Annotated in this window: 27 protein-coding genes; 25 read left to right on the plus strand and 2 right to left on the minus strand. The window is 44.7% G+C overall.

Features of this window, described 5'->3' with window-relative positions:
• The first annotated feature begins 1 nt into the window (after position 1).
• The 16 genes from fliQ (at position 2) to ACMXYO_RS02795 (ending at position 15,939) form a co-directional block, all read left to right on the plus strand.
• A complete protein-coding gene (fliQ, locus tag ACMXYO_RS02720) occupies positions 2-271 on the plus strand; it encodes a flagellar biosynthesis protein FliQ (protein WP_415886923.1) in 270 nt (89 codons plus the stop codon).
• A 4-nt stretch (positions 272-275) separates the two neighbouring features.
• A complete protein-coding gene (gene fliR / locus ACMXYO_RS02725) occupies positions 276-1,049 on the plus strand; it encodes a flagellar biosynthetic protein FliR (protein WP_415886924.1) in 774 nt (257 codons plus the stop codon).
• A 9-nt stretch (positions 1,050-1,058) separates the two neighbouring features.
• On the plus strand, positions 1,059-2,198 hold the full coding sequence (gene flhB / locus ACMXYO_RS02730) for a flagellar biosynthesis protein FlhB (protein WP_415886925.1): 1,140 nt from the start codon (positions 1,059-1,061) through the stop codon (positions 2,196-2,198).
• A 144-nt stretch (positions 2,199-2,342) separates the two neighbouring features.
• Positions 2,343-4,451 (plus strand): flagellar biosynthesis protein FlhA, encoded by a 2,109-nt coding sequence (flhA, locus tag ACMXYO_RS02735; protein WP_415886926.1) that lies wholly within the window; start codon positions 2,343-2,345, stop codon positions 4,449-4,451.
• Positions 4,452-4,493: 42 nt separating this feature from the next.
• Positions 4,494-5,930 carry a flagellar biosynthesis protein FlhF gene (gene flhF, locus ACMXYO_RS02740; RefSeq protein ID WP_415886927.1) on the plus strand — a complete coding sequence of 479 codons (1,437 nt, stop codon included), beginning with the start codon at positions 4,494-4,496 and terminating at the stop codon, positions 5,928-5,930.
• Between the two features lie 15 nt (positions 5,931-5,945).
• A complete protein-coding gene (locus tag ACMXYO_RS02745; RefSeq protein ID WP_415886929.1) occupies positions 5,946-6,773 on the plus strand; it encodes a MinD/ParA family protein in 828 nt (275 codons plus the stop codon).
• 12 nt (positions 6,774-6,785) lie between these two features.
• Positions 6,786-7,496: an RNA polymerase sigma factor FliA gene (locus tag ACMXYO_RS02750; RefSeq protein ID WP_415886930.1), complete on the plus strand. Its 711-nt coding sequence runs from the start codon at positions 6,786-6,788 to the stop codon at positions 7,494-7,496.
• Between the two features lie 79 nt (positions 7,497-7,575).
• The gene (gene cheY / locus ACMXYO_RS02755) at positions 7,576-7,959 is read left to right on the plus strand and encodes a chemotaxis response regulator CheY (protein ID WP_040661672.1); all 384 of its coding nucleotides are present in this window, start codon (positions 7,576-7,578) and stop codon (positions 7,957-7,959) included.
• 18 nt (positions 7,960-7,977) lie between these two features.
• A complete protein-coding gene (locus tag ACMXYO_RS02760) occupies positions 7,978-8,775 on the plus strand; it encodes a protein phosphatase CheZ (RefSeq protein WP_415886931.1) in 798 nt (265 codons plus the stop codon).
• Positions 8,776-8,787: 12 nt separating this feature from the next.
• Complete coding sequence (locus ACMXYO_RS02765) at positions 8,788-10,854, plus strand: chemotaxis protein CheA (protein ID WP_415886932.1); 2,067 nt, start codon at positions 8,788-8,790, stop codon at positions 10,852-10,854.
• 25 nt (positions 10,855-10,879) lie between these two features.
• Positions 10,880-12,112 (plus strand): protein-glutamate methylesterase/protein-glutamine glutaminase, encoded by a 1,233-nt coding sequence (locus ACMXYO_RS02770; RefSeq protein ID WP_415886933.1) that lies wholly within the window; start codon positions 10,880-10,882, stop codon positions 12,110-12,112.
• A 5-nt stretch (positions 12,113-12,117) separates the two neighbouring features.
• A complete protein-coding gene (locus tag ACMXYO_RS02775; protein WP_415886935.1) occupies positions 12,118-12,858 on the plus strand; it encodes a flagellar motor protein in 741 nt (246 codons plus the stop codon).
• Between the two features lie 2 nt (positions 12,859-12,860).
• Positions 12,861-13,796, plus strand: coding sequence for a flagellar motor protein MotD (gene motD, locus ACMXYO_RS02780; protein ID WP_415886936.1), 936 nt, complete (start codon positions 12,861-12,863; stop codon positions 13,794-13,796).
• Positions 13,797-14,582 carry a ParA family protein gene (locus tag ACMXYO_RS02785; RefSeq protein WP_415886938.1) on the plus strand — a complete coding sequence of 262 codons (786 nt, stop codon included), beginning with the start codon at positions 13,797-13,799 and terminating at the stop codon, positions 14,580-14,582.
• The gene (locus ACMXYO_RS02790; protein ID WP_415886940.1) at positions 14,579-15,511 is read left to right on the plus strand and encodes a chemotaxis protein CheW; all 933 of its coding nucleotides are present in this window, start codon (positions 14,579-14,581) and stop codon (positions 15,509-15,511) included. Before ACMXYO_RS02785 ends, ACMXYO_RS02790 begins: the two co-directional genes overlap by 4 nt.
• 23 nt (positions 15,512-15,534) lie before the next feature.
• Entirely contained in the window at positions 15,535-15,939 is a 405-nt protein-coding gene (locus ACMXYO_RS02795) for a DUF2802 domain-containing protein (protein ID WP_415883441.1), read from the plus strand.
• On the opposite strand, the gene ACMXYO_RS02800 is transcribed toward ACMXYO_RS02795, so the two are convergent.
• Positions 15,936-16,253: an EscU/YscU/HrcU family type III secretion system export apparatus switch protein gene (locus tag ACMXYO_RS02800; protein WP_415886941.1), complete on the minus strand. Its 318-nt coding sequence runs from the start codon at positions 16,251-16,253 to the stop codon at positions 15,936-15,938. The two genes, ACMXYO_RS02795 and ACMXYO_RS02800, sit on opposite strands and share 4 nt — an antisense overlap.
• Positions 16,250-18,277 (minus strand): flagellar hook-length control protein FliK, encoded by a 2,028-nt coding sequence (locus tag ACMXYO_RS02805; protein WP_415886942.1) that lies wholly within the window; start codon positions 18,275-18,277, stop codon positions 16,250-16,252. The genes ACMXYO_RS02800 and ACMXYO_RS02805 overlap by 4 nt, the downstream gene beginning before the upstream one ends.
• A gap of 265 nt (positions 18,278-18,542) precedes the next feature.
• Here ACMXYO_RS02805 and ccmA point away from each other — a divergent pair, with 265 nt between their 5' ends.
• The 9 genes from ccmA to ccmI are packed head-to-tail and all read left to right on the plus strand — an operon-like array spanning position 18,543 to position 25,553.
• A complete protein-coding gene (ccmA, locus tag ACMXYO_RS02810) occupies positions 18,543-19,178 on the plus strand; it encodes a cytochrome c biogenesis heme-transporting ATPase CcmA (RefSeq protein ID WP_415886943.1) in 636 nt (211 codons plus the stop codon).
• Positions 19,178-19,897: a heme exporter protein CcmB gene (gene ccmB, locus ACMXYO_RS02815; RefSeq protein WP_415883445.1), complete on the plus strand. Its 720-nt coding sequence runs from the start codon at positions 19,178-19,180 to the stop codon at positions 19,895-19,897. Before ccmA ends, ccmB begins: the two co-directional genes overlap by 1 nt.
• Before the next feature lie 33 nt (positions 19,898-19,930).
• A complete protein-coding gene (locus ACMXYO_RS02820; RefSeq protein WP_415886944.1) occupies positions 19,931-20,674 on the plus strand; it encodes a heme ABC transporter permease in 744 nt (247 codons plus the stop codon).
• Between the two features lie 4 nt (positions 20,675-20,678).
• Positions 20,679-20,858, plus strand: coding sequence for a heme exporter protein CcmD (ccmD, locus tag ACMXYO_RS02825; protein ID WP_415883447.1), 180 nt, complete (start codon positions 20,679-20,681; stop codon positions 20,856-20,858).
• Positions 20,855-21,316: a cytochrome c maturation protein CcmE gene (gene ccmE / locus ACMXYO_RS02830; protein ID WP_415886945.1), complete on the plus strand. Its 462-nt coding sequence runs from the start codon at positions 20,855-20,857 to the stop codon at positions 21,314-21,316. The genes ccmD and ccmE overlap by 4 nt, the downstream gene beginning before the upstream one ends.
• Positions 21,313-23,268 carry a heme lyase CcmF/NrfE family subunit gene (locus ACMXYO_RS02835; protein WP_415883450.1) on the plus strand — a complete coding sequence of 652 codons (1,956 nt, stop codon included), beginning with the start codon at positions 21,313-21,315 and terminating at the stop codon, positions 23,266-23,268. Before ccmE ends, ACMXYO_RS02835 begins: the two co-directional genes overlap by 4 nt.
• 19 nt (positions 23,269-23,287) lie before the next feature.
• A complete protein-coding gene (locus tag ACMXYO_RS02840) occupies positions 23,288-23,833 on the plus strand; it encodes a DsbE family thiol:disulfide interchange protein (protein ID WP_415886946.1) in 546 nt (181 codons plus the stop codon).
• Entirely contained in the window at positions 23,830-24,309 is a 480-nt protein-coding gene (locus tag ACMXYO_RS02845) for a cytochrome c-type biogenesis protein CcmH (RefSeq protein ID WP_415886947.1), read from the plus strand. Before ACMXYO_RS02840 ends, ACMXYO_RS02845 begins: the two co-directional genes overlap by 4 nt.
• On the plus strand, positions 24,306-25,553 hold the full coding sequence (gene ccmI, locus ACMXYO_RS02850) for a c-type cytochrome biogenesis protein CcmI (RefSeq protein ID WP_415886948.1): 1,248 nt from the start codon (positions 24,306-24,308) through the stop codon (positions 25,551-25,553). Before ACMXYO_RS02845 ends, ccmI begins: the two co-directional genes overlap by 4 nt.
• The last annotated feature ends 25 nt before the right edge of the window (positions 25,554-25,578 follow it).

Raw genomic sequence — 25,578 nt, forward strand, 5'->3', positions numbered from 1 at the left:
TATGACACCCGAAGTCGTACTTAGTCTCTTTGGTGAGGCCTTTTGGCTAATCGTAGTAATTGTTACTGTCATTATTGTACCGAGCTTAATTGTGGGTTTGGCTGTGTCGACCTTTCAGGCTGCTACACAGATTAACGAACAGACGTTGAGCTTCTTGCCTCGACTTATTATCACAATTCTTGTAATTATGTGGGCGGGACCTTGGCTTCTGACCAAGTTGACTGAGCATTTCACTAATCTAGTGAAAAATATCCCATACCTTATAGGTTGAGCCCTTGTTTGAACTGAGTGTTCTGCAGATTGAGCAGTGGGTGGCGGCCTTTCTATGGCCCTTCTTTCGTATTGCTTCATTTTTCATGGCTGTGCCTTTGTTAGGCAGTCAGCTTGTCAATGCTCGTGTGCGTATGTTTTTAGCTCTAGCTGTGACAGTGGTTGTGGCTCCATTGCTACCTGCTATGCCTGACTTTGATGGCCTGCATCTTAATACTTATCTAATTATTGCTCAGCAGATACTGGTTGGTGCAATGTTGGGTTTTTTATTTCAGGTGTTTTATCAGATCTTTGTATTAGGTGGTCAGATGATCGCGATGCAGATGGGTCTTGGTTTTGCGTCAATGACGGACCCTGTAAACGGTATATCGGTAGTTATGTTGGGTCAGTTTTATCTAACATTGATTATGATGATCTTTGTGGCACTCAATGGCCATTTAGTGATGATTGAGATTGTCGTAAGAAGTTTTGATGTTGTGCCTATAAGCTTGGAAGCGGTAGATCGAAATAGCTATTGGCGTATTTTGATGGCCGGGAGTTGGATGTTTTCAGCTGCTATGCTGATGGCGTTGCCTGCTGTAACGGCTCTGCTGGTTGTAAACATGGCGTTTGGCATCATGTCGCGTGCAGCCCCACAATTAAATATTCTGGCGGTTGGTTTTCCGTTTACCATGGTGCTGGGCCTATTTATTAACTGGGTGAACTTAGGTGGTTTCTTAGATCAATATATGCGGATCTCTGCCTTTGTTTTGGATTATATCGAGAATTTGTTTCTGTGATGCGCGATTATGGCTGAAGATTCTGGTCAGGAAAAAACAGAAGACCCCACACCCAAGCGAATAAAGGAGGCTCGGGAAAAGGGGGATGTTCCGCGGTCGAAAGAACTGGCAACAACGCTAGTACTTATGGCGGCTGTTTTTTCTGTGATTATTTTTGGGGCTCAGTTAGCAAATAGCATGTTAGGCGTCATGGAGAGTAATTTTATTCTCGATCGCGCTGCTGTATTTGATACTAACAAAATGTTGGCGCACTTTGGGGCTTCTGCTAAAGAGTCATTAATGGGGTTGGCTGGGGTTTTTGGGGTCTTGTTGATTGCTGCATTAGTAGGGCCTATCGCTTTGGGTGGCTGGAATTTCAGTGGCCAATCTATTGTCCCAAAAGGTAGCCGAATCGATCCTCTTGCGGGCCTTAAAAGAATGTTTTCGTTAAAATCCCTTATCGAACTTTTCAAGGCAATTGCGAAGTTTTCGCTGGTTGGTGGTTTTGCGATACTCATCTTGTGGACAATTCGAGGAGATCTATTAGCTCTTGCTACATTTGAGCCCAGGCCTGCAATCGATGCAGCGTTAGATATCATTATATGGGTGTTTATGGCACTCAGTGCGGTTCTAATTCTTGTAGCGGTTGTGGATGTGCCTTATCAGCTCTATGACTACACCGAAAAAATGAAGATGACCTTGCAAGAGGTTAAGGATGAGCTGAAAAACACTGAAGGTAAGCCTGAGGTCAAAGGGCGTATTAGGCAACTTCAGCGTGAAATTGCTCAAAGGCAAATGATGCAATCAGTGCCAGAAGCTGATGTGGTTATTACCAACCCTACTCACTATTCTGTAGCTCTGAAGTACGAGAGTGAAGGGCGCGGTGCGCCTATTCTTGTTGCTAAAGGTGCGGATTTTGTGGCATTGAAAATCCGAGAAATCGCTGAAGAGCATGATATTCCTATTCTTTCTGCCCCGCCTTTAGCGCGAGCTATTTATAACTCTACCGAAATCGATGATGAGATCCCATCTGGCTTGTATATGGCTGTGGCTCAGGTACTGGCTTATGTCTTTCAGCTTAAGCGTTATAAAGAGCGAGAAGCTGAGCGGCCAAGTGGCTTACAAGTTGATCAATTACCTATTCCTGAAGAATTCAAAGATGACCTTTAATTGGCGTGAAATTTGCATTGTTTAGAGGCGGCATAACTATTCGTCAAAAAAACATCAGATTATATCGCTTAATCTATGTCTGTTTGTTAGATGGATAGAGTGTTTTGTTTTTACTTGATGTTTTTTTGACGTTTTGGGGTCTGAGTGGATAAAGCGGCTGTATTTGATAATGTTAAAAGTTTAGGGCGCGGTAATATCGGCGTACCTTTACTGCTGCTTGTTATTTTGGCAATGGTAACGTTGCCTGTGCCTCCTTTTCTATTGGATGTGCTTTTTACCTTTAATATTGCGCTATCAATTGTTGTTCTTTTGGTTTGTGTCTACTCAAACCGTCCTTTAGATTTTGCAATTTTTCCTACCATTATTCTTGTAGCGACCTTAATGCGCCTTGCTCTTAATGTGGCATCGACACGTGTGGTTTTACTTTATGGTCATGAGGGTGGGGATGCTGCTGGTAAGGTTATTGAGGCTTTTGGTGAAGTCGTTATCGGCGGTAATTATGTTGTTGGTTTTGTGGTGTTCCTTATTCTCATAATTATCAACTTCGTGGTAGTGACAAAAGGTGCAGGTCGTATATCTGAAGTAAGTGCTCGCTTTACCTTGGACGCTATGCCAGGTAAGCAAATGGCAATCGATGCCGACTTAAATGCAGGCTTGATTGGGCAGGAAGAGGCAAAGGCAAGGCGAGAGGATGTAACACAAGAAGCTGACTTCTATGGATCTATGGATGGTGCTTCAAAATTCGTTCGTGGTGATGCGGTTGCAGGTATTTTGATTCTTGTGATCAACCTACTGGGTGGTCTCGGTATTGGAATGTTGCAGCATGATCTAGATTTTGAAACTGCCATGCGTTTCTATTCCCTATTAACCATTGGTGATGGTTTGGTTGCTCAAGTTCCATCATTGCTGCTTTCAACCGCTGCGGCGATTATGGTGACGCGTCAGAACGTTTCCCATGATATGGGTGGTCAGGTTGTATCGCAGATGTTTGCATCGCCAAAGGCCTTGGCAGTGGCTGCGGGTATTCTTACAGTCATGGGTATTATCCCCGGGATGCCGCATTTTGCCTTCTTGTCTTTAGCTGTCATTGCTGGTGGCGGTGCTTGGTTGATCTATAAGAAGCAGGCTGAAAAAGATGCTGCACAAGAAGAGCAAGCTCAACAAGAGGCTGAAATGCCTGAAGAGGATGAGTCAGAGAAGCGAGAGCTAGATTGGGATGATGTGATGCCTGTTGATATGGTCGGTCTAGAGGTGGGATATCGCTTGATTCCAATGGTTGACAAGATGCAGGGTGGCCAGTTGTTGAGCCGTATCAAAGGGGTGAGGAAAAAACTGTCGCAGGATTTAGGTTTTCTGGTGCCGTCAGTACATATTCGAGACAATCTAGATCTCTTGCCTGGCGCTTATCGCATTACTTTAATGGGGGTGGTTGTAGGTGAGTCGGAAGTATATCCGGATCGCGAACTGGCTATTAATCCAGGCCAAGTGTTTGGTAAGTTGCAGGGTGTAGAGGTAAAAGATCCAGCGTTTGGTTTGGATGCTATTTGGATTGAGCAATCTCAGAAAGAGCATGCGCAATCTCTTGGCTATACCGTTGTGGACGCTTCTACAGTAGTGGCGACGCATATGAATCAGCTATTGCAATCACATGCCCATGAGTTGTTGGGGCATGAAGAGGTGCAGCAATTATTGGATATGCTCACTAAGAGCTCTCCTAAACTAGTGGATGAATTAGTGCCGGCTAAATTGTCGTTCAGCATCCTCCTTAAAGTACTGCAGAATCTGTTGATGGAGCAGGTGCCGTTGAAAGATTTCCGTACGATTGCTGAGTCATTAGCTGATGCGGTTAATAGGACTCAGGATCCATTGGCTTTGACTGCGGCGGTGAGGGTTTCTTTATCCCGTTTAATAGTGCAGAACATCAACGGATCTGAGGCTGAGCTTCCGGTAATTACCTTGGCCCCGCAATTAGAACAGCTTTTATTAAACTCTGTTCAGCAGGGGCAGGATAATGGATTAGTGTTGGAGCCGGGTATGGCTGAGAGACTGCAATCGTCTCTGTCAGAGGCTGCGACACAGCAAGAAATGATGGGGCGCCCATCCGTTCTTTTGGTAGCGGCACCAGTGCGACCGCTTATGGCTAAATTTGTTAGGTATGGAGAGCATCAGATTAATGTGCTCTCCTATCAGGAAATTCCTGAAAATAAAAAGGTCACAATTGTCTCGACAGTAGGAGGGGAAAATGCGGCATAAACGCACTTTAGCCCAGCTTGTGGTGGCCGATAAGGAATTGATATGAAAGTAAAACGCTTTTTTGCGCCAGATATGCGCCAGGCAATGCAGCGAGTTAGGGATGAGATTGGTCCCGATGCTGTTATCGTTTCTAATCATCGCGTTGCTGGTGGGGTTGAAGTTGTAGCTGCTCATGAAAATGACTATGAAGCGGCCCAGCAGGAGTTTTCCCGCAAGCAAAAGAAAACGCAAAATCGACAATCGCAGATTGATGTCCTAACAGGCGGCGGTGCTTCTAAGCGAGACTTGGAAGGTGAGCTGCAAAAGGCGCGAATGCAGATTGCGGAAGCGCAAGGTAAGCAGGGTGGTCAAAATTATGACGTTCCTGGGCAGGTGAATAAACAGATCGAACAGGATGATGATCTTAGAGAAATTTTGAACTCCCTTAAGCAAAGGCAAAGACAGAAAGCCAAGGTTGCACATCAGAATTTTATCCAGCAGCCTGCTGCTGATGAGCTTGGCTTAGGGCTAGATCTGCATAATGAGCTTTCCATGTCTTCTGCTCCGTCTAATGAAGGGGCAGATCATCTTATTCAATCTATGCAGGATGAAATTGCGCAGCTTAAAAATTTACTAAGTCAGCAAGTTTTAGCTCAAGGAAATATGCAGACGTCCGAGCCAGCAAAATCGCCGTTGCAGAAAAAATTCGAGCTATTGGGCGTGAGTGAAAAATTATCGACTCATCTTCTATCTCATGTCGAGGCAGGCTTGGCGCCGGATAAAGCGTGGAAAAATGCTTTGACCCGTTTGTCGGATGCTATTCCTGTGATGGGAGAGGATTTTATTGAGCGTGGTGGAATGATTGCTTTTGTTGGTCCTACTGGAGTGGGCAAAACAACAACTATAGGTAAGCTTGCTGCGCGACATGTCTTGAAATATGGCAGTTCGAGTATGGCGTTAGTAACGACAGATACATATCGAATTGCGGCGCATGAGCAATTGCGGACCTTTGGTCGAATTCTCGATGTTCCGGTCCGGGTGGTCGATGAAAATAACAGTTTGGATGATGTTCTTCATTCTCTTCGAAATAAACGATTAGTACTGATTGATACGGCTGGACTTAATGCTAATGAACCACATAGTGAAGCTCAGTTGACCATGCTAGAAGGTGTAAGTTTACGCCTTAAAAAATTGCTGGTGGTTTCATGTAGCAGTCAGCGTAGAGTTGTTGAGCAAGCGTTTAATGCATATCAAGGTTTGGGTTTAAATGGATGTGTGCTGAGTAAGATGGATGAGTCTGGTAGCTTAGGTGAAGCTATCTCATTGATCGTTGAAAAGCGTCTACCTGTTTCCTATGTCACTGATGGTCAGCGTATCCCGGATGATATTGATATTGCTAAAAAGCATGAGTTAGTTAGTCGTGCTGTCATTACGGCTCAGCGAGCAATTGAGGCAGAAAAGAAAATGTCTGCACTCGATTCTATCTATAAAACGGGTTAATGGTGGGGAAATATAATGAATCAACATAAGCCCGTTAAAGTTATTGCGGTTACCGGCGGTAAAGGTGGCGTTGGTAAATCGAACGTATCTGTGAATTTAGCGCTAGCTTTAGGTGATCTAGGTCATAAATCTATCTTGATGGATGCAGATTTGGGTTTAGCAAACGTCGATGTGATGTTAGGTTTGCGCCCTAAAAAGAATATTGCTGATGTTCTCAACGGTGAGTGTGGCCTAAGAGATATTATGTTAGATGTGGGGGAGCACCTTAAAATTGTTCCGGCTTCATCTGGCACGCAAGAGATGACAGCATTGTCCCCGCATGAGCATGCAGAATTAATACATGCTTTTAACGAAGTGGCGGATGATGCTGATGTGCTTATTATCGATACAGCGGCTGGTATATCTGACTCGGTAGTTAGTTTTGTTAAAGCCGCACAAGAGGTTTTAGTTGTTGTTTGTGATGAACCCACCTCAATTACCGATGCTTATGCTTTAATTAAACTGTTAAATCGGGATTATAAAATGACCCGCTTCCGTGTTCTGGCCAATATGGTGCGAAGTGAGCAGGAAGGGCGGAATATGTTCGGGAAGTTATTAACAGTTACTGATAGGTTTCTTGATGTGACGCTTCAATATGTAGGATCAATCCCTTATGATGAAAATGTTCGTAAGGCGGTTCAGCGTCAAGTGGCTGTTTTAAAAGCGTTTCCAAAGAGCAAAGTATCCTTGGCATATCGTCAATTAGCGAATAAAGTAAATGGGTGGCCGGTTCAAACTGTGCCCCGAGGTCATTTAGAGTTTTTTGTTGAACGACTCGTTCAGGGGGTTCGTTCTTCGGATTAGCAAAGAGGCGGTATGTACAACCAGCTGCAATTACAAACGAGTGAAGAGCTAATTGAGCAGTATGCGCCGCTAGTTAAACGTATTGCACACCATTTGCTTGCCCGCTTGCCTGCGACTGTAATGCTGGATGACCTTATACAAGCAGGCATGATTGGATTGCTTGAAGCGGCAAGCAAATACGATGCTTCAAAGGGAGCAAGCTTTGAAACTTATGCAGGGATCCGCATTCGTGGCTCCATCATCGATGAGGTACGCCGTGGCGATTGGACGCCGCGATCGGTACATCGAAATAGTCGTCGCGTAACAGAAGCTATACAGCAGATAGAAGCTAGAACAGGCCGCGATGCAACAGATTCAGAAGTGGCTAAAGAGATGGGTATTAGTGTTGCTGAATACCACAATTTGCTAAAGGATAGTTTAGATAGCAGGCTCTTTAGTTTTGAGGAAATGATCAACCCTCAACATGAAGGTCCAGGTGAGTCTTTTGCCAATGATGATCCAGGCCCAAATCAAAATTTTGAGCGAGAAGCATTTTTAAAAGCGCTAAGTGCAGCTATAAATAACTTACCAGAACGGGAAAAATTGGTGCTAGCGCTCTATTATGATGAAGAGCTCAATTTAAAAGAAATTGGTCAAGTATTAGGTGTAAGTGAGTCTCGAGTTAGTCAGATCCACAGTCAAGCAGCGTTAAGGTTGCGTTCGCGACTAAGTGATTGGCAATAAAAGGGTTGACCAGACTCAACGTAATTGCGGTAATTAAGTGTAGACTCAATGAGTTGCGTAGTTCTAACAGGAGGCCGTCTTGAATAAAGACATGAAAATTCTTGTAGTGGATGATTTCTCCACAATGAGACGAATTATTAAAAACCTATTGCGTGATCTGGGCATGACAAATGTTCAGGAAGCGGATGATGGTCAGACTGCACTACCAATCCTCAAGCAAGGAGGAATTGATTTTCTGGTCACTGATTGGAATATGCCAGGAATGACTGGTATCGATCTTTTAAAAGAAGTCCGTTCTGATCCTAATTTAGCTCACATGCCTGTACTTATGGTTACGGCTGAAGCTAAGAAAGAGCAGATTATTGCGGCGGCGCAGGCAGGGGTAAACGGCTACGTTGTTAAGCCATTTACTGCGGCAGTGCTGAAAGAAAAGATTGACAAGATCTTTGAACGACTAGGTTAAGAAATAAGGTCCGTTTTAATGATTGCAGGAACAGATAAAGGTGTAGGACGATTCGAAATGGAATTGCAGTTGAAGGCACAGGAGTTAGTTTCCGTCCTCAATGAGGGAAACCTCTCTGAAGCCATGGATCTGATTCAAGAACTTCATGAGTTCAGACATAAGACCTTCTTTAGTGAAGTAGGTCATCTAACTCGTGGCCTGCATGAAGCAATTAAAGCCTTTTCTTCTGAGCTTGGAACTAGCTTGGAATTAGATGATGATGCGGCACCTAAAGATGCAGATGCGGCTGATCGCCTAAATTATGTGATTGAAGTCACAGAAAAAAATGCACATGAAACCATGGATCGCGTGGATAAAGCGTTGGGTTTGGTTGATCGTTTAGATTCACAGAGTGAGCGGTTTAAAGATCTATTGTCGCTTGTAGGTCAATTGGAAAAAGAACACGACAATTTGAATGGCGTCTATGACCGTACATGTGCAGTAAAAGAAGAATCTGAAAAGACAATCGCAACTTTGCGGTCAGAGTTGACCGATATCGTGGTGTCTCAGAGCTATCAGGACATTACAGGGCAGTTGATACGTCGAGTTATTAACTTGGTGACAAATGTAGAAACACACCTAGTTGGTTTGATGGAGATGGCTGCGCAGGTTGAAAAATTGTCGGGCATCGAGGTGCAAATAGCGCCAGAAGATGATAAGCAGGATAATAAAAAGAATCCTATTCAGGCTGAAGGGCCGCAGGTCAACAAAGGTAGTGCTGATGTTGTCAGCAATCAAGATGAAGTTGATGACCTGCTATCTAGTCTGGGTTTTTAAGAGGAGCGCCTTATGAGTTTGGAAGTGGATCAGGAGATTCTCGAGGATTTTCTTGTCGAAGCAGGTGAGATCCTTGAGCAATTATCTGAACAGTTAGTCGATCTGGAACAGCGTCCAGATGATAGTGATCTGCTCAACGCAATATTTCGTGGCTTTCATACCGTAAAAGGTGGTGCAGGTTTCTTACAACTTGACCCTATGGTTGATTGTTGCCATAACGCAGAAAATCTCTTTGATATGTTGAGAAATGGTGAAATCAAGGTTTCGCCAGAGCTGATGGATGTAGTACTGCAGGCACTAGATACTGTAAATGTGATGTTTGATGCCGTGAGAGGCGGTCAAGAGCCAGAAAATGCTGATCCACAACTAATCCAGGCGCTAATTGCCTTTGCGAGCGGTGGAGCTCCTGCGCCTGCTGAGGCGGCACCTGCGCCAGCTCCAGTAGCACCTGTGCCTGCACCTGAGCCTGTTGTAAATAATGCTGATCAAAGTTCAGATGAATTTGACATGCTCTTGGATGATTTAGGTGGGCCTACACCTGCTGAAGAAAGTGCAACTGATGATGGGCTTATCACAGAAGATGAGTTCGAATCTTTGCTGGATGAACTTCATGGGCAAGGTAAAGGGCCTGGCTCAGAAGGCTCTTCCAAAGCACCTGCGGTAGAAGCCGCACCTTCTGGCGGTGATGATTTGATTACCGAAGATGAATTTGAAGCTTTACTTGATGAGCTGCAATCTCAAGGCAAAGGCGCTTTTGCTGAAAAAACAGCACCTGCAGCACCTGCAGCACCAGCAGCACCAGCACCAGCACCAGCACCAGCTGCACCAGCGCCTGTTGCTGCTCCAGAGCCTGAGAAACGTGAAAGTGCAGCAGCAGCAGCAGTTAAAGCTGCGCACCAGCAAGCTAAGCCACAGCCTGAAAGCAATGTTCGTGTAGATACGCGCTTGTTAGACAAAATCATGAATATGGTGGGTGAGCTGGTATTGGTTCGAAACCGTTTGGTTCGTCTAGGCGTGACACGTGAAGACGAAGAAATGGCGAAAGCGTTGGGTACGCTTGATATGGTGACGGCTGACTTGCAAATGTCAGTTATGAAAACGCGAATGCAGCCTGTGAAGAAGGTTTTTGGCCGATTTCCGCGTTTGATTCGCGACCTGTCCCGTAACTTGAAAAAAGAGATTCGCCTAGAGCTTCGTGGTGAAGATACCGATTTAGATAAAAACTTAGTTGAGGCACTTGCAGATCCGTTGATTCACTTGGTTCGAAATGCCGTAGACCACGGTATCGAATCACCTGACGTTCGTGAAGCGGCAGGCAAGCCAAGAGAAGGTCATGTTTTACTTTCTGCTGAGCAGGAAGGTGATCACATCCTATTGGTTATTCAAGATGATGGTGCTGGTATGGACGCAGAAAAACTGCGTAATCTGGCAATCGAGCGAGGCATGATGGATGCTGAAGCGGCTCGTCGTCTTACTGAACAAGAGTGCTTTAACCTAATTTTTGCTGCTGGCTTCTCTACTAAGAAAGAGATTTCTGATGTTTCCGGTCGTGGCGTGGGTATGGATGTTGTTAAGACGAAAATTACCCAGCTTAACGGTACATTGAATATTGATTCCGTTATTGGACAAGGCTCTCGTATTGCTATTCAGGTGCCTCTAACATTGGCAATCATGCCTACGTTGATGGTCATTTTGGAAGATCAAGCGTTTGCATTACCATTGGTTAATGTTAATGAAATATTTAACCTAGATTTGACTAAAACAAATATTGTTGATGGTCAGCAGGTTATTATTGTACGTGATCAAGCGCTACCGTTGTTCCACCTCAAACGCTGGCTGATTGATGGTCAGCAAGGTGCAGACCTTCCAGAACAAGGGCATGTAGTTATTGTGACGGTTGGGACCCAGCGAGTTGGATTCGTAGTTGATCAGCTAGTAGGTCAAGAAGAGGTTGTAATTAAGCCTCTAGGTACGATCCTACATGGTACACCAGGTTTGTCTGGTGCAACTATCACAGGTGATGGTCGTATCGCGTTGATTATTGATATACCTAACTTGCTAAAATATCACGCTTCTTAATGTGCCTGAGTGAGAGCGACTAAAGATGTCTATTAAGGTACTGGTGGTAGATGATTCTGGTTTCTTTAGGCACCGCATTACTGATTTGCTCTCAGGGGACAGTCGGATAAAGGTGGTTGGGTCTGCACAGAACGGCAAGGAAGCTGTAGAGCAGGCCAAAAAGTTAAAACCTGATTTAATTACAATGGATGTGGAGATGCCGCAAATGAACGGCATCGAAGCAGTCCGAGTGATTATGCGTGAATGCCCGACTAACATATTGATGCTCTCTTCACTGACACATGAAGGAGCTCAAGTTACTTTACAAGCTCTAGAAGCAGGAGCTTTAGATTATTTATCTAAAGATATGCGTGCTTGGATGGAGCACTCTGCTTCATTAGAAAAGCAGTTAAGGGATAAAGTTGTAGAGCTAGGCCGTTCTCGCCATTCAAAGCTTCGTAGTACGTTTATCTCACCAAGTAATGCTGGAGATGGTAAAAGTAAATCGATGGTTTTTAGGCCTGAAACGGAAAGTAGAACGACTAGACCGTCGTCCTCTGCTAGACCTATCAGGCAAACTGAAAGATCACCTTCCCCCGCCAGCATGACTCTAAGGGATCGGACGGCTGCCTCACAACTTAAAGCGAAACCTGCACCGGCAGAATCAAAGAAACCAGCCGTTTATAAAACTGCATCAAAGGCTTCTGTTCCTTCTGGGTGTAAGATTGTAGTCATTGGTTCTTCAACTGGTGGACCAGCAGCGCTTCAACAGATATTAACTCAATTACCCGCTAATTTTCCTCATCCAATTTTGTTGGTTCAGCACATGCCTAAAACGTTTACGTCGGTATTTGCTACGCGCCTTGATCAGCAATGCAAAATTTCAGTCAAAGAAGCCGAAGATGGTGATCGATTGTTGCCAGGGCGTGCTCTACTAGCTCCGGGTGGTCATCAGATGATTATCGATCCGCGTGGCTTAGATAAAATTCGGATTATGCCGGGTGATGAGCGCTTAACATATAAGCCTAGTGTAGATGTTACTTATGCATCAGCAGCTAAAAGCTACGGCAATAAAGTGCTGGGAATTATTTTGACTGGCATGGGCGCCGATGGTCGAGATGGTGCTAAAATGTTGCGACAGCAAGGAGCGACAATTTGGGCGCAAAATGAAGCAAGCTGTACTATTTATGGTATGCCGCAAGCTGTAGTTAATGCTGGATTAGCTAACGAAATTCTCGATTTAACTGAGTTTGGGCCCATTTTGAGTAATAGAAGGTAGCTGTCATGGATTTAACAGCTGTAATAGGTGTATTACTAGCTTTTGCAGCCGTTCTTGGTGGTAACTATCTAGAGGGCGGTCATGCTCAAGAACTCTTAAACCTACCTGCTGCAGCAATTGTTATTTGCGGCACTTTAGCAGCGGCGATTATTCAGTCGCCAAAACAAGATTTTGCTCGTGCAATCAAATTGATTGGCTGGGCTTTTAGGAATAATCAGCAAGACCTTAAAGGCAAGAGTGATGAGATTGTGCAATGGTGTGTCATTGCACGTCGTAAAGGACTTTTAGCTTTAGAGGGAGAAGCTGATAAGCATAAGGATAACTTCGTTAAAACTGGTCTTCTATTATTGGCTGATGGTAAAGGTCCTGATGTTATCAGAAGTACTTTAGAAGTTGATCTTATTACTCTTGAACAAAGAGACCTTCAAGGCGCCAAAGTTATTGAAAGTATGGGTGGGTATGCGCCAACGTTAGGGATCATTGGGGCTGTCTTGGGTTTGATTCACGTAATGAGCAATCTATCTGACCCTGAAGGTCTAGGTGCTGGTATTGCGACGGCGTTTGTGGCAACTATCTACGGGATAGGTATCGCGAACTTATTCTTGATTCCGGTAGCGAATAAGATAAAGAGTTTAATCTCTATGAGGTATCAGGCTCAAGAGATGGTACTAGAGGGATTGATGTTCATTGCAGAGGGACAAAATCCTAAGGCGATTCAGCAACGCCTCCAAGGTTATTTGAGATAGTTATGCCTCGTCGACAGGTAGTAGATGATAGCATTCGGAATGACCGTTGGGTTATTTCCTATGCAGACTTTATTACTCTACTTTTTGCATTTTTTGTAGTTATGTATGCGATATCTTCGGTTAACGAAGACAAATATAAACATTTAACTGAGGCGCTAGCAGGTGTCTTTGTTGGTGTGGATCAGGCTATTGATGTTAATCCTGCGCCAAGCGAAGGAAAAAGTGAAAGCGGCTTTTCTATCTTTATTGGCGGAAAAACCGATGTGGATGTGCCGGAGGTTACAATTTCTCTGCCAGATCAGAAAGAAACTGATGCTTTAAAAGCGCTGCAGCAGGAGTTGGCTGTAGCTTTTGCTAAGCTGATTGATGAAGGTCAATTAAGAATTACAGGTAATGACCTTTGGCTTTCTATAGAGCTACGATCTAACGATCTTTTTGATTCAGGTGGTGCGTTACCCAATATTCTTGCAGATCAATTGCTGGAACAGATTGCAATTATGTTGAAAGGGCGACCAAACCCTATTCATGTGGAAGGGTTTACCGATAATCAGAGAATATCGACAGATGCTTATCCTTCCAACTGGGAACTGTCGGCTGCTAGGGCTGCTGCTGTTGTAAGGTTGCTCGCTCGATTTGGTGTAGAGCCAGAGCGTATGGCTGCAGTGGGTTATGGTGAATTTCAGCCTGCCTATAGCAATCGTACGGCGGAAGGACAAAAATTAAATCGCCGAGTGTTGATTGTTGTATCACGTGACGCAAAGGTCCGTAGAACCGTATCTTCATTTGGTAGTCAGCAAGTTAGTGCTGATGCTGTATCAACGGTGTTTTCAACACCGGAAGAAGAAACAGTACCCGTAATTGAACAGGTAGAAACCGGAGATGGTGATGTTTTATTCAGGAGAGCTGAATTGAAGTCACCAGAACAGGAAGACAATTAAATGCATGTATGGTCAGTTGCCAACCAGAAGGGTGGCGTCGGCAAAACAACAACAGTAGTGACAATAGCCGGGTTATTGGCTGAAGTCGGCTATCGTGTCTTGTTGATTGATTTAGATCCGCATGGATCTTTGACCAGTTATTTTGGTTATGACCCAGATGAATTAGAAGACAGTGTTTATGATCTGTTTACTGGGAGTAGTCAGGTTAAGAAGGATGATGTGACACGTCTACTTTTGAAAAGTAGCCATGAGCGAATAGAGCTGATTCCTGCATCAACTGCAATGGCAACTTTGGAGCGAAAAGCTGTCGGTGCTGAAGGTATGGGATTGCAGGTGGCCAAAGCTCTATCACATGTTCGTGATAAGTATGATTATGTATTGATTGATAGTCCTCCAGTACTTGGTGTGTTGATGGTGAATGCCCTAGCTGCATGTGAACATTTATTGGTTCCTGTTCAGACAGAGTTTCTAGCCCTGAAAGGTCTAGAGCGTATGGTTAGAACAATTAATATGATCAACCGTGCGCGTAGTAAAAAACTCAGTTTTACGATTATTCCGACCTTCTATGATCGTAGAACCCAAGCTTCAGTTAGTAGCTTGCGAGAGCTTCATCACAATTACCCAAATGAAATCTCTAACGCGGTTATCCCAGTAGATACCAAATTTAGGAATGCAAGTATCCAAGGACTTGTTCCTTCGGTTATGGACTCCAGTAGTCGAGGGGTTCATTCCTATGCGCGTTTATTGCGCACTTTACTTGAACGTCAAAAGCAGGAGGCCCTATGAGTCAGTCAGATAAAAAGCCTCTTGAACAGGATGATGTGGAAGTTCATGGCGTTCAAAAGCTTGTTTTCGATTATTTGGAATCGTTGCTGTCAGATCCTGATGCTGGTGATATTGATACAGAAACTGAAATTGCTGCAATTAAGGAACAAATTGCTGCTGAGGAAAGTCTAGAACATCAAGGTTTAGGCATCGAAAGCGAAGAAAGTGCTTTGCTTGTAGATTCTGCAGATCAAAATACTGAAGAGCCAGAGCCAGAGCCAGAGCCAGAGCCAGAGCCAGAGCCAGAGCCAGAGCCAGAGCCAGAGCCAGAGCCAGAGCCAGAGCCAGAGCCAGAGCCAGAGCCAGAGCCAGAGCCAGAGCCAGAGCCAGAGCCAGAGCCAGAGCCAGAGCCAGAGCCAGAGCCAGAGCCAGAGCCAGAGCCAGAGCCAGAGCCAGAGCCAGAGCCAGCACCGGCGACAGCTCCAGATCAGACGCAATTAGCAGCTGCGGGTTCAGGGGCAACAAGTCGTGAAATTAACTGTGTATTGATAAAAATGCATGGCTTAAATTTGGCGATTCCTTTCGATTACATTGAAGGTGCGGTGCATTTAAGTTCCGTCTCTCTAACGCTGGATGCAGCGCATGATTGGTGTCTAGGTCGCTTCGGTGGAAGCAGTGCAGATACCAATGTTATTGATACGGCTTTGTGGTTGATTCCTGAGCGTTATCAGCCGGAAATGGCTAAATACGATGAGTTAATTATTCTTCGTGGTCGTCATTGGGCGCTTGCTTGTGATGAGTTGGTAAAATCGGTTCGAATCCCTGTGGATAAAGTATCTTGGGCAGGCAGTGATAATCCACGTAAGTGGCTATGGGGTACTTATATGGAAGAACGTTGTGCCATTTTAGATATTCCTGAATTGATGAATCAGTTTGATAAGGCCTTCTAACGGATAGAGGCTTTGGAGAGATAATGCCGTCATTGTTTGAAATTATTCTACTTATTATTGTGTTAGGTACGGCTTGCACAAGCTATGTGCTGTTCAAGCGCTTACAGAAAAATGAGCGTCAGCATCAGGCGCTTATCAATGTCTTACGCAATGAAATTCAAGCAATGACTAATGGCTCTATTGGCATGGGACGTCGTCTCATCGAGGTAGAGCAGAAACTGAATCTTACCGCTGATAAACAGTTGGAATTAGAAAATCGAGATCCGTCTGCTTTGGCTTATAACCAAGCGACCCGTTTGATGGAGATGGGAGCGGATGTCGATGATCTGGTCAAAAATTGCGGGTTGGGTCGACCAGAAGCAGAATTGATGGCGCTGTTACATAAAGAGTTGCAAGCGCCTCATGAAGCATTGGGTTCAGATCGTTAACTGTTATTCTCTGCTGCTTTAATGATCTCAGATGTATCGTGTTTTAGGCTATAAGCGAAAGCTATTACTTCGGCTATTGCTCTATAGAGGGATTCGGGGATTTCATCGCCTAATTCGAGCCTGATTAACACCTCCACAAGTTCAGGACTTTCGTGAATGTGGATATTGTTTTCTTCTGCTAGAGCGATGATCTGCTCAGCAATTTCGCCCATACCTTTAGCTACGATGAGTGGCGCTTTACCCATTTCTTGATCATATTTTAGGGCGATAGCTTTTTGACGCGGTGCATCTAAATCAGGTTTGGAAAATTTCATGTATGCAGATCGACTAGCTGTTTGTGAACCACCTGATCTTGACGAGGTGCTTGGCCCTCGTGCCAGGTGATTTCAGAATTATTAAAACCGCACATCCTTAACTTTTCAGCAAACTCTTCAGAACGTTCTCTTAATTTTTCGGCGGTATTTTTGTGTTCGCACCAGAATAGCGTACTAATTTCATGCCCGTCTGTTAACCTAATTTCGGCATCAACACCGCCTTGTTCCTCTAGATCAAAGTGAAGCCTTACGCGCCAAACTGAAACCATCTCACCAGCAGAATTGGTTCCGCCTTCTCGACTAAGTCTTAATTCTAGATTCTCCCAAGTTTCACCCTGCTTAATGGGTAAATCTAATTGTAAAACTCGCTCAAATCCGCCATCAGGGAGTTCTCGCCATTGATGAAGAGAATTTATTTGTTGTGTGGTAACTCGTGATTGCAGGCCTTTGATGATCTGATCAAAACGTTCTCGCTGTTCAGCGGGGAGGTTATCACTGAGTTGTTGCAATTGCTGCAACTGAGCCTTCATATCTAATGGGCTGGCATTTCGTCCTTGGCTTAATTGGCGTTCAGTGTTCAATCCGCCAAATTCCACATTTTGACGTATTTGAGAGGGGGCCTCGCTACTACCTGGGCGCACACCAAATAGGTTCAGCATGCTACGAACAACACTGCCAATTTGGGATGTTTGATTTGCCTCGGTAGTTGTTGCTTGGGCTAATTGGTTAAAAGCCGTAGCCAGTGGCTGCTGTATGGGTAAAGTGTTTCGCAATATCTCCTGAATAGCGGGCTTGTCTAATGCAGAATTCAAAGTCAGAGGTGGTTCCTGTATACGCAGGACCTGAATGTTTTGGCTACCGTTAGATGCCAGCTGTAGCTGAGTCCCTTGAGGAATAGGGCGAGGCGATTGAACTTCGACTTTTGAACCGTCTGGCAGCGCTAAGCTTAAAATATGATGTATCGGCGGACCCGTTCGGACTGGTGTAGCGCTTTGCTGGGCTTGCTGGGGTGCCGGGTTAGTTTTATCAGATATGCTCGGTTGTTGTGCTTGCGGTGTCGGTGCGGGACTCTGCTGTGCTGTCGTTACACTAGCCCCCAGGTTTGTTGAAGGTGCTGCCTGCTGTGTTGTCGTTACACTCGCCCCCTGATTTGTTGAAGGTGCTGCCTGCTGAGATGTCGCTGGATTTTGAATGGTGTTGCTAGTAGTTGTTGAAGCAGGCGCTGCAGGGGTAGATTGATTTCCAGTAGTAATGGTTGTTTGGCTGGTGCTGGTTTGCAGATTTGCCGGAGGTGGGGTTGCAGATGACTGAGGCTGTGCAGATGTGGTTACTGACGGAACGTTAGGCTGGACTGCTTGAGCTGTAACTTGTTGAGATGTTGTTGTCCCTGGATTAGAGGGCTGAATTACAGGTGCTGGGGCTTGCTGCAGCGTTGCCGATGGTTGCAGTGGTGAAGCCGTTGTTTGTTGAGGTGTTACTACCATTTGTTGCGGCGTTATTGTAGCGCTAGCTGTGTTAGGTTGTGCTGACTGACCGCTGGGTGTCGAAGGTGGATAGACAGGCCGACTGCTGATGACTGCGGCTGTAACACGAGTGTCTGTAGGAAGTTTTAGAGTATCGCCAGCCTGAGCTAGTTTTAGCTGTATGCCGAGATCTGCTCTTGTAGCTGCGTTGTTAGCAGTTTGCTGTGCCTGTTGAGGCAGGTTTTGCGTGTTGCTGGTTTGGGTGCTAGCCGTATTGCCCGTCTGAGCGGGTTGTGGCGTTATCTGAATTTGGCCGTCATTCTGACGGATAACATTGATCTTTTGGCCCACAGGTAGAGCTTGAAAGACGCCCATCTGAATCAAGCGATTATTAACTTCGAGTTTGAGCTTGAATACTTCGGGTTGGATCTGGTCTCGACTTACTGCTACCACGGTCGCGCTGACGTTCTGCCCGACAGGGAATAGTCGATTTACATTTTGAGCAGAATCGCTACTACTGCTGGTCGTTTGCAGTGGTATAGCAGGTAGTTGTGGTAGCAAGTTAGTAACCTCAAATCCTAGGGTGTGAGTACGGAAAAGTGCGGGCGTTATTCTATGAAAATTATATGCTGCTAAATGAGGATAAGAATCCAACTTTTAGAAAGCAATACAACAGTGCCGTGCAATCAGATATTCGTATATAATCCCTCGGTTAATAATCGGCAGATATTGTAAAAAGTATAGTTTATTGCCGTAAATTACATTTCTTAAGCGATTCCAAGTTTGAGAAATAGGTCGGAAGACTCGATTGGGTTTGGGGATTGATTTGGATACAGCGTTAATACAAGTTGAAAACCTGTTTTGTGAGCGTGACGAACGTATTTTGTTCGAAGATCTAAATTTTTCTGTATCACAAGGCGAAGTTATCCAGATTGAAGGCCAGAACGGTAGCGGTAAAACTACGTTACTTCGAATCCTCAGTGGTCTATCTAATCATTATGAAGGCGATATCTACTGGGAAGGTGAGCCTATCTCAGAGGTCCGCGAAGAATTCCGCCGAGAGCTCCTATATTTTGGTCATCACCCTGGGGTGAAGGCTGTGCTTACGCCTGAAGAAAATCTCCAATGGTATGCTGCTATGCATGCGGGGATAAATGTCGCTGATATTCCTATGGCGTTGGATAAAGTGGGATTAACCGGTTTTGAAGATTCTCCCTGCCATACGCTTTCTGCAGGACAGAATCGTCGAGTGAGCCTTGCGCGTTTGTATTTAAGTAGCGCTAAGTTGTGGATTCTCGATGAGCCTTTCACAGCTATTGATAAAAAAGGTGTCGCAGAAAAAGAACAACTTATTCTTGATCATGCGAAGCAAGGTGGTTGTGTGATTTTAACCACTCACCATGAGCTGGGCGTGGGCGAGCAGGTTCGTCGATTAAATCTTGATGAATTGGCGGGAACTTAATGGACCAGACAGTGACAAAAGATGAGTTAGGTCAGGGCGATACGTCTGTATCAAGTTTATTCTATGCCGTATTAAAGCGGGATTTAATGTTGGCTTATCGCAAAAAAAGCGATTTGTTTAATCCGCTCATTTTCTTTTTAATGGTCGCGACATTATTCCCACTGGGTGTGAGTCCTGAACCGACGTTCTTGGCTGAGGTGGCTCCCGGTGTTGTTTGGGTAGCAGCATTGCTTGCTACCTTATTGTCTATGGATAGCCTATTTCGATCGGATTTCGAAGATGGAACATTAGAGCAGACGCTGTTAAGCCCACAGCCTCTGTTTGTTGTTGTGTTGGCTAAAGTGATTGCCCACTGGATGATGAGCGGTCTGCCATTAACGCTATTGGCGCCCTTACTTGGGGTTATGCTGTTTTTACCAGCAGAAGGGATGAGTGGCTTAATGTTGAGTCTGTTACTAGGGACGCCAACATTAAGTTTGATCGGTGCCATAGGTGCGGCATTGACGGTGGGGTTACGAAAGGGAGGTGTGCTGATATCCCTACTGGTGCTGCCGCTGTATATCCCTGTGCTTATTTTTGGCACTAGCGCAGTTCAGGCGGCAGTGACAGGATTGCCGCTTGCTGGGTATTTTGCGTTATTAGGCGCTATTTTGGCTTTGGGTGTTGTGATGGCGCCTCTTGCAATTGGTGCAGCATTACGAATTTCCGTGAGCGGATAAGTTTAGGTTGTTATGAGCGAAAAGAAGAAGTGGATGCCCCGTTGGTTTTATCAATTGGCATCGCCACGCTGGTCTTATGAAATTATGGGTAAGCTGCTGCCAGGATTTGCAATCGCGGCAGCTATTGCACTTATTGCAGGTGTTGTTTGGGCGCTAGGTTTTGCTCCAGAGGATTACCAGCAGGGTAACAGTTTTAGAATTATCTATATCCATGTTCCTTCCGCTATCTTGGCTCAATCCTGCTACATGGTGATGGCAATCGCAGGTGCAATCGGACTTATCTGGAAAATGAAAGTGGCTGATATGGTCGCTAAGTCTTGTGCGCCTATTGGTGCTTCCATTGCGATCTTAGCTCTAGCTACAGGTGCAATTTGGGGTAAACCTACTTGGGGTTCTTGGTGGGTTTGGGATGCGCGCTTAACGTCTATGCTAATCCTTCTATTCCTTTACTTGGGCGTTATTGCTTTGAACTCAGCAATAGAGAGTGAAGCAACGGCAGCTCAAGCTTCTGCAGTTTTATCTTTGGTTGGTTTAGTGAATATCCCGATCATCAAATATTCAGTTGATTGGTGGAATACTCTACATCAGCCAGCAACATTTACTTTGACTGAGAAACCGGCGATGCCCGCGGAGATGTGGGTGCCATTACTCGTCATGGTCATAGGGTTTTATTGTTTCTTCGCGGTCTCTTTGATGATGCGTACTCGAAATGAAATTTTATATCGAGAACGTCGCTCCAGTTGGGTGCGGGAATTGATAGAAAAACAGAGAGGCTAATTCAGTGAGTTTTGATAGTTTTTCAGATTTTATCGCGATGGGCGGACATGGTTTATATGTCTGGTTGAGTTATGCCATCGCTCTATTCGTTATTGTTATTAATATTGTGAACCCGGCACTGCAAAAGAAGAAGGTTATCTCTGATCTTGCACGTCGCCTGCGCAGGGAGAAAAAATCTTCATGAACCCTAAACGCAAACAACGTTTAATTATTGTTTTGTTTATTGTCTTTGGTGTCGGAGCAGCTGTTGGCCTAACTATGTTTGCTCTAAGCCAAAATATTAACCTTTTCTACTCCCCAACTGAGATTGCTAAGGGTGAAGCGCCTAAGGATACGCGAATTAGAGCGGGTGGCATGGTTGTAGAGGACAGTGTTAAACGTGATCCTCAAAGCTTGAAAGTAACCTTCCAGCTTACGGATTACGAAAGCGTAATGACGGTTCATTATGAAGGTATTTTGCCTGATCTATTCCGTGAAGGTCAGGGTATCGTTTCCCAAGGTAAATTAAACAGCGCTAATGAACTTGAGGCTACTGAAGTGTTAGCTAAGCATGATGAAAACTATATGCCACCAGAAGTTGCTGAAGCACTAGAAAAGAGTGGTCATATGCCTAAACCTGAGGGTGAGGTGTTTAACAAATGATCCCTGAGTTAGGTCAGTACGCACTAATTTTATCTTTATGTTTGGCTGCGTTATTAGCGGTTGTTCCGTTAGCAGGTACTTATAGTAAGAATGCTTTGTGGATGGGCTTTGCTCGCCCATTAGCGACCGGTATGTTTGCCTTCTTGATGGTCAGTCTTGTCTGTCTTGGCTACGCCTTTGTTGTAGATGATTTCTCTGTTGCTTATGTCGCAACAAACTCAAATACAGCGCTACCTATCTATTACAAAATCAGTGCTATCTGGGGTGGGCATGAAGGTTCATTACTGCTTTGGGTTGTGATCCTAGGTGGTTGGACTTGGGCTGTAGCGATTAAAAGTGACAACTTACCGCAAGATATTGTCGCTCGTGTACTAGGTGTCATGGGTATTATCAGTGTTGGTTTTATCCTGTTTACACTGATGACATCGAGTCCATTTGAACGTCATTTGCCTCGCTTCCCACAAGAGGGTGGCGACCTTAACCCATTGCTGCAAGATATCGGTCTGATTCTGCACCCGCCAATGCTGTACATGGGCTATGTTGGCTTCTCTGTTGCGTTTGCCTTTGCTATTGCTGCATTGCTAAGCGGCCGTTTAGATGCGGCTTGGGCGCGTTGGTCTCGTCCTTGGACAATTGTTGCGTGGGCATTCCTAACCCTAGGTATCGCATTAGGAAGCTGGTGGGCATATTACGAATTAGGCTGGGGTGGCTGGTGGTTCTGGGATCCAGTAGAAAACGCTTCATTTATGCCATGGTTGGTAGGTACTGCACTGGTTCACAGTTTAGCCGTTACTGAAAAGCGTGGTGTGTTTAAAAGCTGGACCGTATTGCTAGCGATCTTTACCTTCTCTTTGAGCTTATTAGGTGCCTTTTTGGTTCGTTCTGGCGTACTTACTTCAGTACATGCCTTTGCGACAGACCCGGAGCGAGGCTACTTCCTACTTGCGCTATTGGCGATCACTATTGGTGGCTCTTTGTTGATCTACGCATTGAAAGCCGCGCATGTAAAAAGTGAATCAAGTTTTGAATTGGTTTCCCGCGAGACCTTCTTGTTAGGTAACAATATTCTATTAGTGGTAGTAGCGATGATGGTCCTATTAGGAACATTGTATCCGCTGCTTATTGATGCCTTAGGTATGGGTAAGATTTCGGTAGGTCCTCCGTACTTTAACGCACTCTTTATACCTCTAATGGCTGTAATGGTTGGCTTTATGGGCTTTGGTATTCTTTCTCGTTGGAGGAGTACTAAGAGTACATATCTTACCGCTCAATTAGTCATTCCATTTGTATTAAGCATTGTCTGTGCTGCTGTGTTCCCTATGCTGTATGGCGATGGCTTTGATTGGTACGTATTCCTGGGCATGGCGCTTGTATTCTGGATTACGTTCGTATCGATTAAAGATATTTGGAACAAAGTTTCTCACCGTAAGGCTCCTTTTAAGGCACTAACTACGTTGTCTCGTAGCTATTACGCGATGGTATTAGCCCATATCGGTGTTGCGGTAACGATTGTTGGTATGACGCTCGTTTCTATCTATAACGAAGAGCGCGATCTTAGAATGGTGCCAGGTGACAAACTTAGCTTTAAACAGTACGAGTTTATTTTTGACGGCACTCGAGATGTTGTAGGCCCTAACTATGTTTCTGATAAAGCGCGTTTACGTGTACTGAAAGATGGTGAAGCTTATGGTGAGCTTTTCCCAGAAAAACGTATGTACAACGCCAGTGGCACAGTTATGACTGAAGCCGCAATTGACCCAGGTCTAACACGAGATCTATATGTTGCGTTGGGTGAACCTCTTGAAGGCGGCGCATGGGCGGTTCGTGTTCAGCATAAACCATTTGTACGTTGGTTATGGTTGGGCGGTTTGCTAATGACCGTTGGTGGTTTGTTGGCTGCGATGGACAAGCGTTATAGAAAACAAAATAAGCGTGCTGTAGCAAACGCTTAAGTATTAAGGGTAATCATTCATGCGTCGTTTTGTTTTGTTTATTCCATTAGCGATTTTCTTAGGAATTGGCGTTTTTCTTTGGCGTGGTTTGCAACTGGATCCTACGGAATTGCCCTCAGCGCTGTTGAATAAGCCTTTTCCTCAGTTTGAGTTACCGTCTTTGTATGACGAAGGAAAAATGCTTAACGCTGAAGACCTTAAAGGTGAGGCTGCTTTGGTGAATGTTTGGGCAACTTGGTGTCCATCCTGTAAAGAGGAACATGCACAGCTGAATAGTATTAAGGCCGAAGGCTATAAAGTTATCGGTATTAACTATAAAGATGAGCGCCAGAAAGCAAAAATTTGGTTGAAAAAATACTTAGATCCCTACGCAACAAATGTTTATGACGACAAAGGAAGCTTAGGCCTAGATTTGGGTGTTTATGGTGCACCTGAAACATACGTGATCGATGCACAAGGTGTGATTCGGTATAAACATGTGGGTGTTGTCGATCAGCAAGTTTGGACCAAGCTGAAAGGGATAATTGATCAGATCAACAGTTCTGAGAAGGTCGCTGCACAATGAGAAAAATCCTAGCGTTATTGCTATTTTCTCTGCCTATGTCGCTATGGGCAGCTATTGATACTTATGAGTTTAAGGATGAGGAAACGCGCGAACGCTTTCGTCAATTAACCTTCGAGCTACGTTGTCCAAAATGCCAAAACCAAAACTTGCAGGATTCTAACTCGCCTATCGCTTCTGATTTGCGTAACGAAGTCTACAAGATGTTGCAAGAAGGCAACGATAACGACGAAATTGTCGATTTTATGGTGGCAAGGTACGGTGATTTTGTTTTATATCGCCCGCCGGTTAATAAAGCGACCTATGTATTGTGGTATGGCCCGTTTGTGTTGGCTGTTATCGGTATTATCGTGATGGTTTTTCTTTCTCGAAAGCGCAAGAAGAAAGTGGACGACAAAGGGCAAGATTTAGATTCATCCCTTAGCGGTGATGAAGCCCAGCGCCTGAAAGATATTTTAGATAAGGGTAAAGATAAATGATTGAACTATGGGTAGGCATAGCGCTGTTAACGGTACTGGCTATTGCTTTTGTATTTTTACCCTTTGTACGTGCTAGACGCCTAATTCAAAATGAGGTTTCTGAAGATCGCGAACAACAAAATATCGAGATCTTTCAGGAGCGCTTATCCGAATTAGAAGAAGAGAAAGCTGCAGGCAACCTAGATGATACGGATTATGCGACGTTGAAAACTGAGCTTGAGCGAAATCTGCTTTCAGATGTAAACGAGCAAAAACAGTCTAAGAACAAAATAGCGTTAACTTCGCAAACACTGGTGACTGTAACATTGTTGGCGTTAATGATTCCTGTTGCAGCAATTGGTTTGTACTCCGTTTACGGACGTTCAGCTGATCTTGAGCTATCAATGCAGCAGCCAAAAGATCCATTCAATGGTAAACAGCCAACATTGGAAGAGGCTGTTGCACAGCTTGAAAAAGAGCTTAAGTTGAATCCAGAAAACCCTGAAGGTTGGTACTTACTATCAACGACCTATATGAATCAAGGGCGTTTTAAAGAGGGCGCTGCTGGTTTTGAAAAGGTTGTATCTTTATTACCTGAAGATTCACCTCAGTATGCGGATGTCCTAGGTCAGTACGCGCAGGCTCTATTTTTTGCTAATGAAAGTAAAATGAGCCCAGAGATCAAAACGGTTATTGATAAGACGCTAGCGATTAAGCCTCTAGAAATTACCGTTTTAGGTTTGCTGGGTATTGATCGCTATGAGCATAAAGATTATCAAGGTGCGCTGGATTATTGGCTGAAAGCGCTTCGTAACTCTGACGGTAAGACTGCAGAATCTCTTCGCTCAGGTGTACGTAATGCTCGTGATGCCTTGATCGCTGAAGGTGTTGATGTACCAGAAATTCCTGAGTTGATGCCAGCATCAATTAGCTTGAAAGTGAATATTGATGACCAGCTGAAACAGCAAGTTGCTGCTGATGCCACTGTGTTTGTGTTTGCACGCGAAGTAGGCGGTCGTATCCCGTTAGCAGCTGTTAAACTTCAAGTTTCTGACCTACCGATTGATGTCGTTCTTGATGATTCTAAAGCGATGAATCCTCAGTCAGGTTTATCTACGGTTTCGACAGTTGAAGTATCTGCGAGAGTCTCAAAAACGGGTGAGCCCAAAGAGCAGCCAGGTGATCTATATGGCTTGATCTCCCCTGTTCAGGTACGCGGAATAACTTTACCAATGATTCTTACGATCGATAGAGTTGTCGAATAAATCTGGCTCTTTTATAGTGGGTACT

The sequence above is a fragment of the Neptuniibacter sp. QD37_6 genome (assembly GCF_047778085.1).
In the GTDB taxonomy this organism is placed as follows: Bacteria; Pseudomonadota; Gammaproteobacteria; order Pseudomonadales; family Balneatricaceae; genus Neptuniibacter.

Excerpts from the sequence above, each read along its gene's own strand:
- flhF (WP_415886927.1), top strand. The coding sequence starts at position 4,494 with ATGAAAGTAAAACGCTTTTTTGCGCCAGATATGCGCCAGGCAATGCAG.
- ACMXYO_RS02750 (WP_415886930.1), top strand. The coding sequence starts at position 6,786 with ATGTACAACCAGCTGCAATTACAAACGAGTGAAGAGCTAATTGAGCAG.
- fliQ (WP_415886923.1), top strand. The coding sequence starts at position 2 with ATGACACCCGAAGTCGTACTTAGTCTCTTTGGTGAGGCCTTTTGGCTA.
- ACMXYO_RS02765 (WP_415886932.1), top strand. The coding sequence starts at position 8,788 with ATGAGTTTGGAAGTGGATCAGGAGATTCTCGAGGATTTTCTTGTCGAA.
- ACMXYO_RS02760 (WP_415886931.1), top strand. The coding sequence starts at position 7,978 with ATGATTGCAGGAACAGATAAAGGTGTAGGACGATTCGAAATGGAATTG.
- ccmB (WP_415883445.1), top strand. The coding sequence starts at position 19,178 with ATGGACCAGACAGTGACAAAAGATGAGTTAGGTCAGGGCGATACGTCT.
- flhB (WP_415886925.1), top strand. The coding sequence starts at position 1,059 with ATGGCTGAAGATTCTGGTCAGGAAAAAACAGAAGACCCCACACCCAAG.
- ACMXYO_RS02770 (WP_415886933.1), top strand. The coding sequence starts at position 10,880 with ATGTCTATTAAGGTACTGGTGGTAGATGATTCTGGTTTCTTTAGGCAC.
- ACMXYO_RS02835 (WP_415883450.1), top strand. The coding sequence starts at position 21,313 with ATGATCCCTGAGTTAGGTCAGTACGCACTAATTTTATCTTTATGTTTG.
- ccmE (WP_415886945.1), top strand. The coding sequence starts at position 20,855 with ATGAACCCTAAACGCAAACAACGTTTAATTATTGTTTTGTTTATTGTC.
- ACMXYO_RS02745 (WP_415886929.1), top strand. The coding sequence starts at position 5,946 with ATGAATCAACATAAGCCCGTTAAAGTTATTGCGGTTACCGGCGGTAAA.
- ccmI (WP_415886948.1), top strand. The coding sequence starts at position 24,306 with ATGATTGAACTATGGGTAGGCATAGCGCTGTTAACGGTACTGGCTATT.
- motD (WP_415886936.1), top strand. The coding sequence starts at position 12,861 with ATGCCTCGTCGACAGGTAGTAGATGATAGCATTCGGAATGACCGTTGG.
- ACMXYO_RS02800 (WP_415886941.1), bottom strand. The coding sequence starts at position 16,253 with ATGAAATTTTCCAAACCTGATTTAGATGCACCGCGTCAAAAAGCTATC.
- ACMXYO_RS02820 (WP_415886944.1), top strand. The coding sequence starts at position 19,931 with ATGCCCCGTTGGTTTTATCAATTGGCATCGCCACGCTGGTCTTATGAA.
- ACMXYO_RS02795 (WP_415883441.1), top strand. The coding sequence starts at position 15,535 with ATGCCGTCATTGTTTGAAATTATTCTACTTATTATTGTGTTAGGTACG.
- ACMXYO_RS02785 (WP_415886938.1), top strand. The coding sequence starts at position 13,797 with ATGCATGTATGGTCAGTTGCCAACCAGAAGGGTGGCGTCGGCAAAACA.
- ACMXYO_RS02840 (WP_415886946.1), top strand. The coding sequence starts at position 23,288 with ATGCGTCGTTTTGTTTTGTTTATTCCATTAGCGATTTTCTTAGGAATT.
- ACMXYO_RS02845 (WP_415886947.1), top strand. The coding sequence starts at position 23,830 with ATGAGAAAAATCCTAGCGTTATTGCTATTTTCTCTGCCTATGTCGCTA.
- ACMXYO_RS02790 (WP_415886940.1), top strand. The coding sequence starts at position 14,579 with ATGAGTCAGTCAGATAAAAAGCCTCTTGAACAGGATGATGTGGAAGTT.
- ACMXYO_RS02775 (WP_415886935.1), top strand. The coding sequence starts at position 12,118 with ATGGATTTAACAGCTGTAATAGGTGTATTACTAGCTTTTGCAGCCGTT.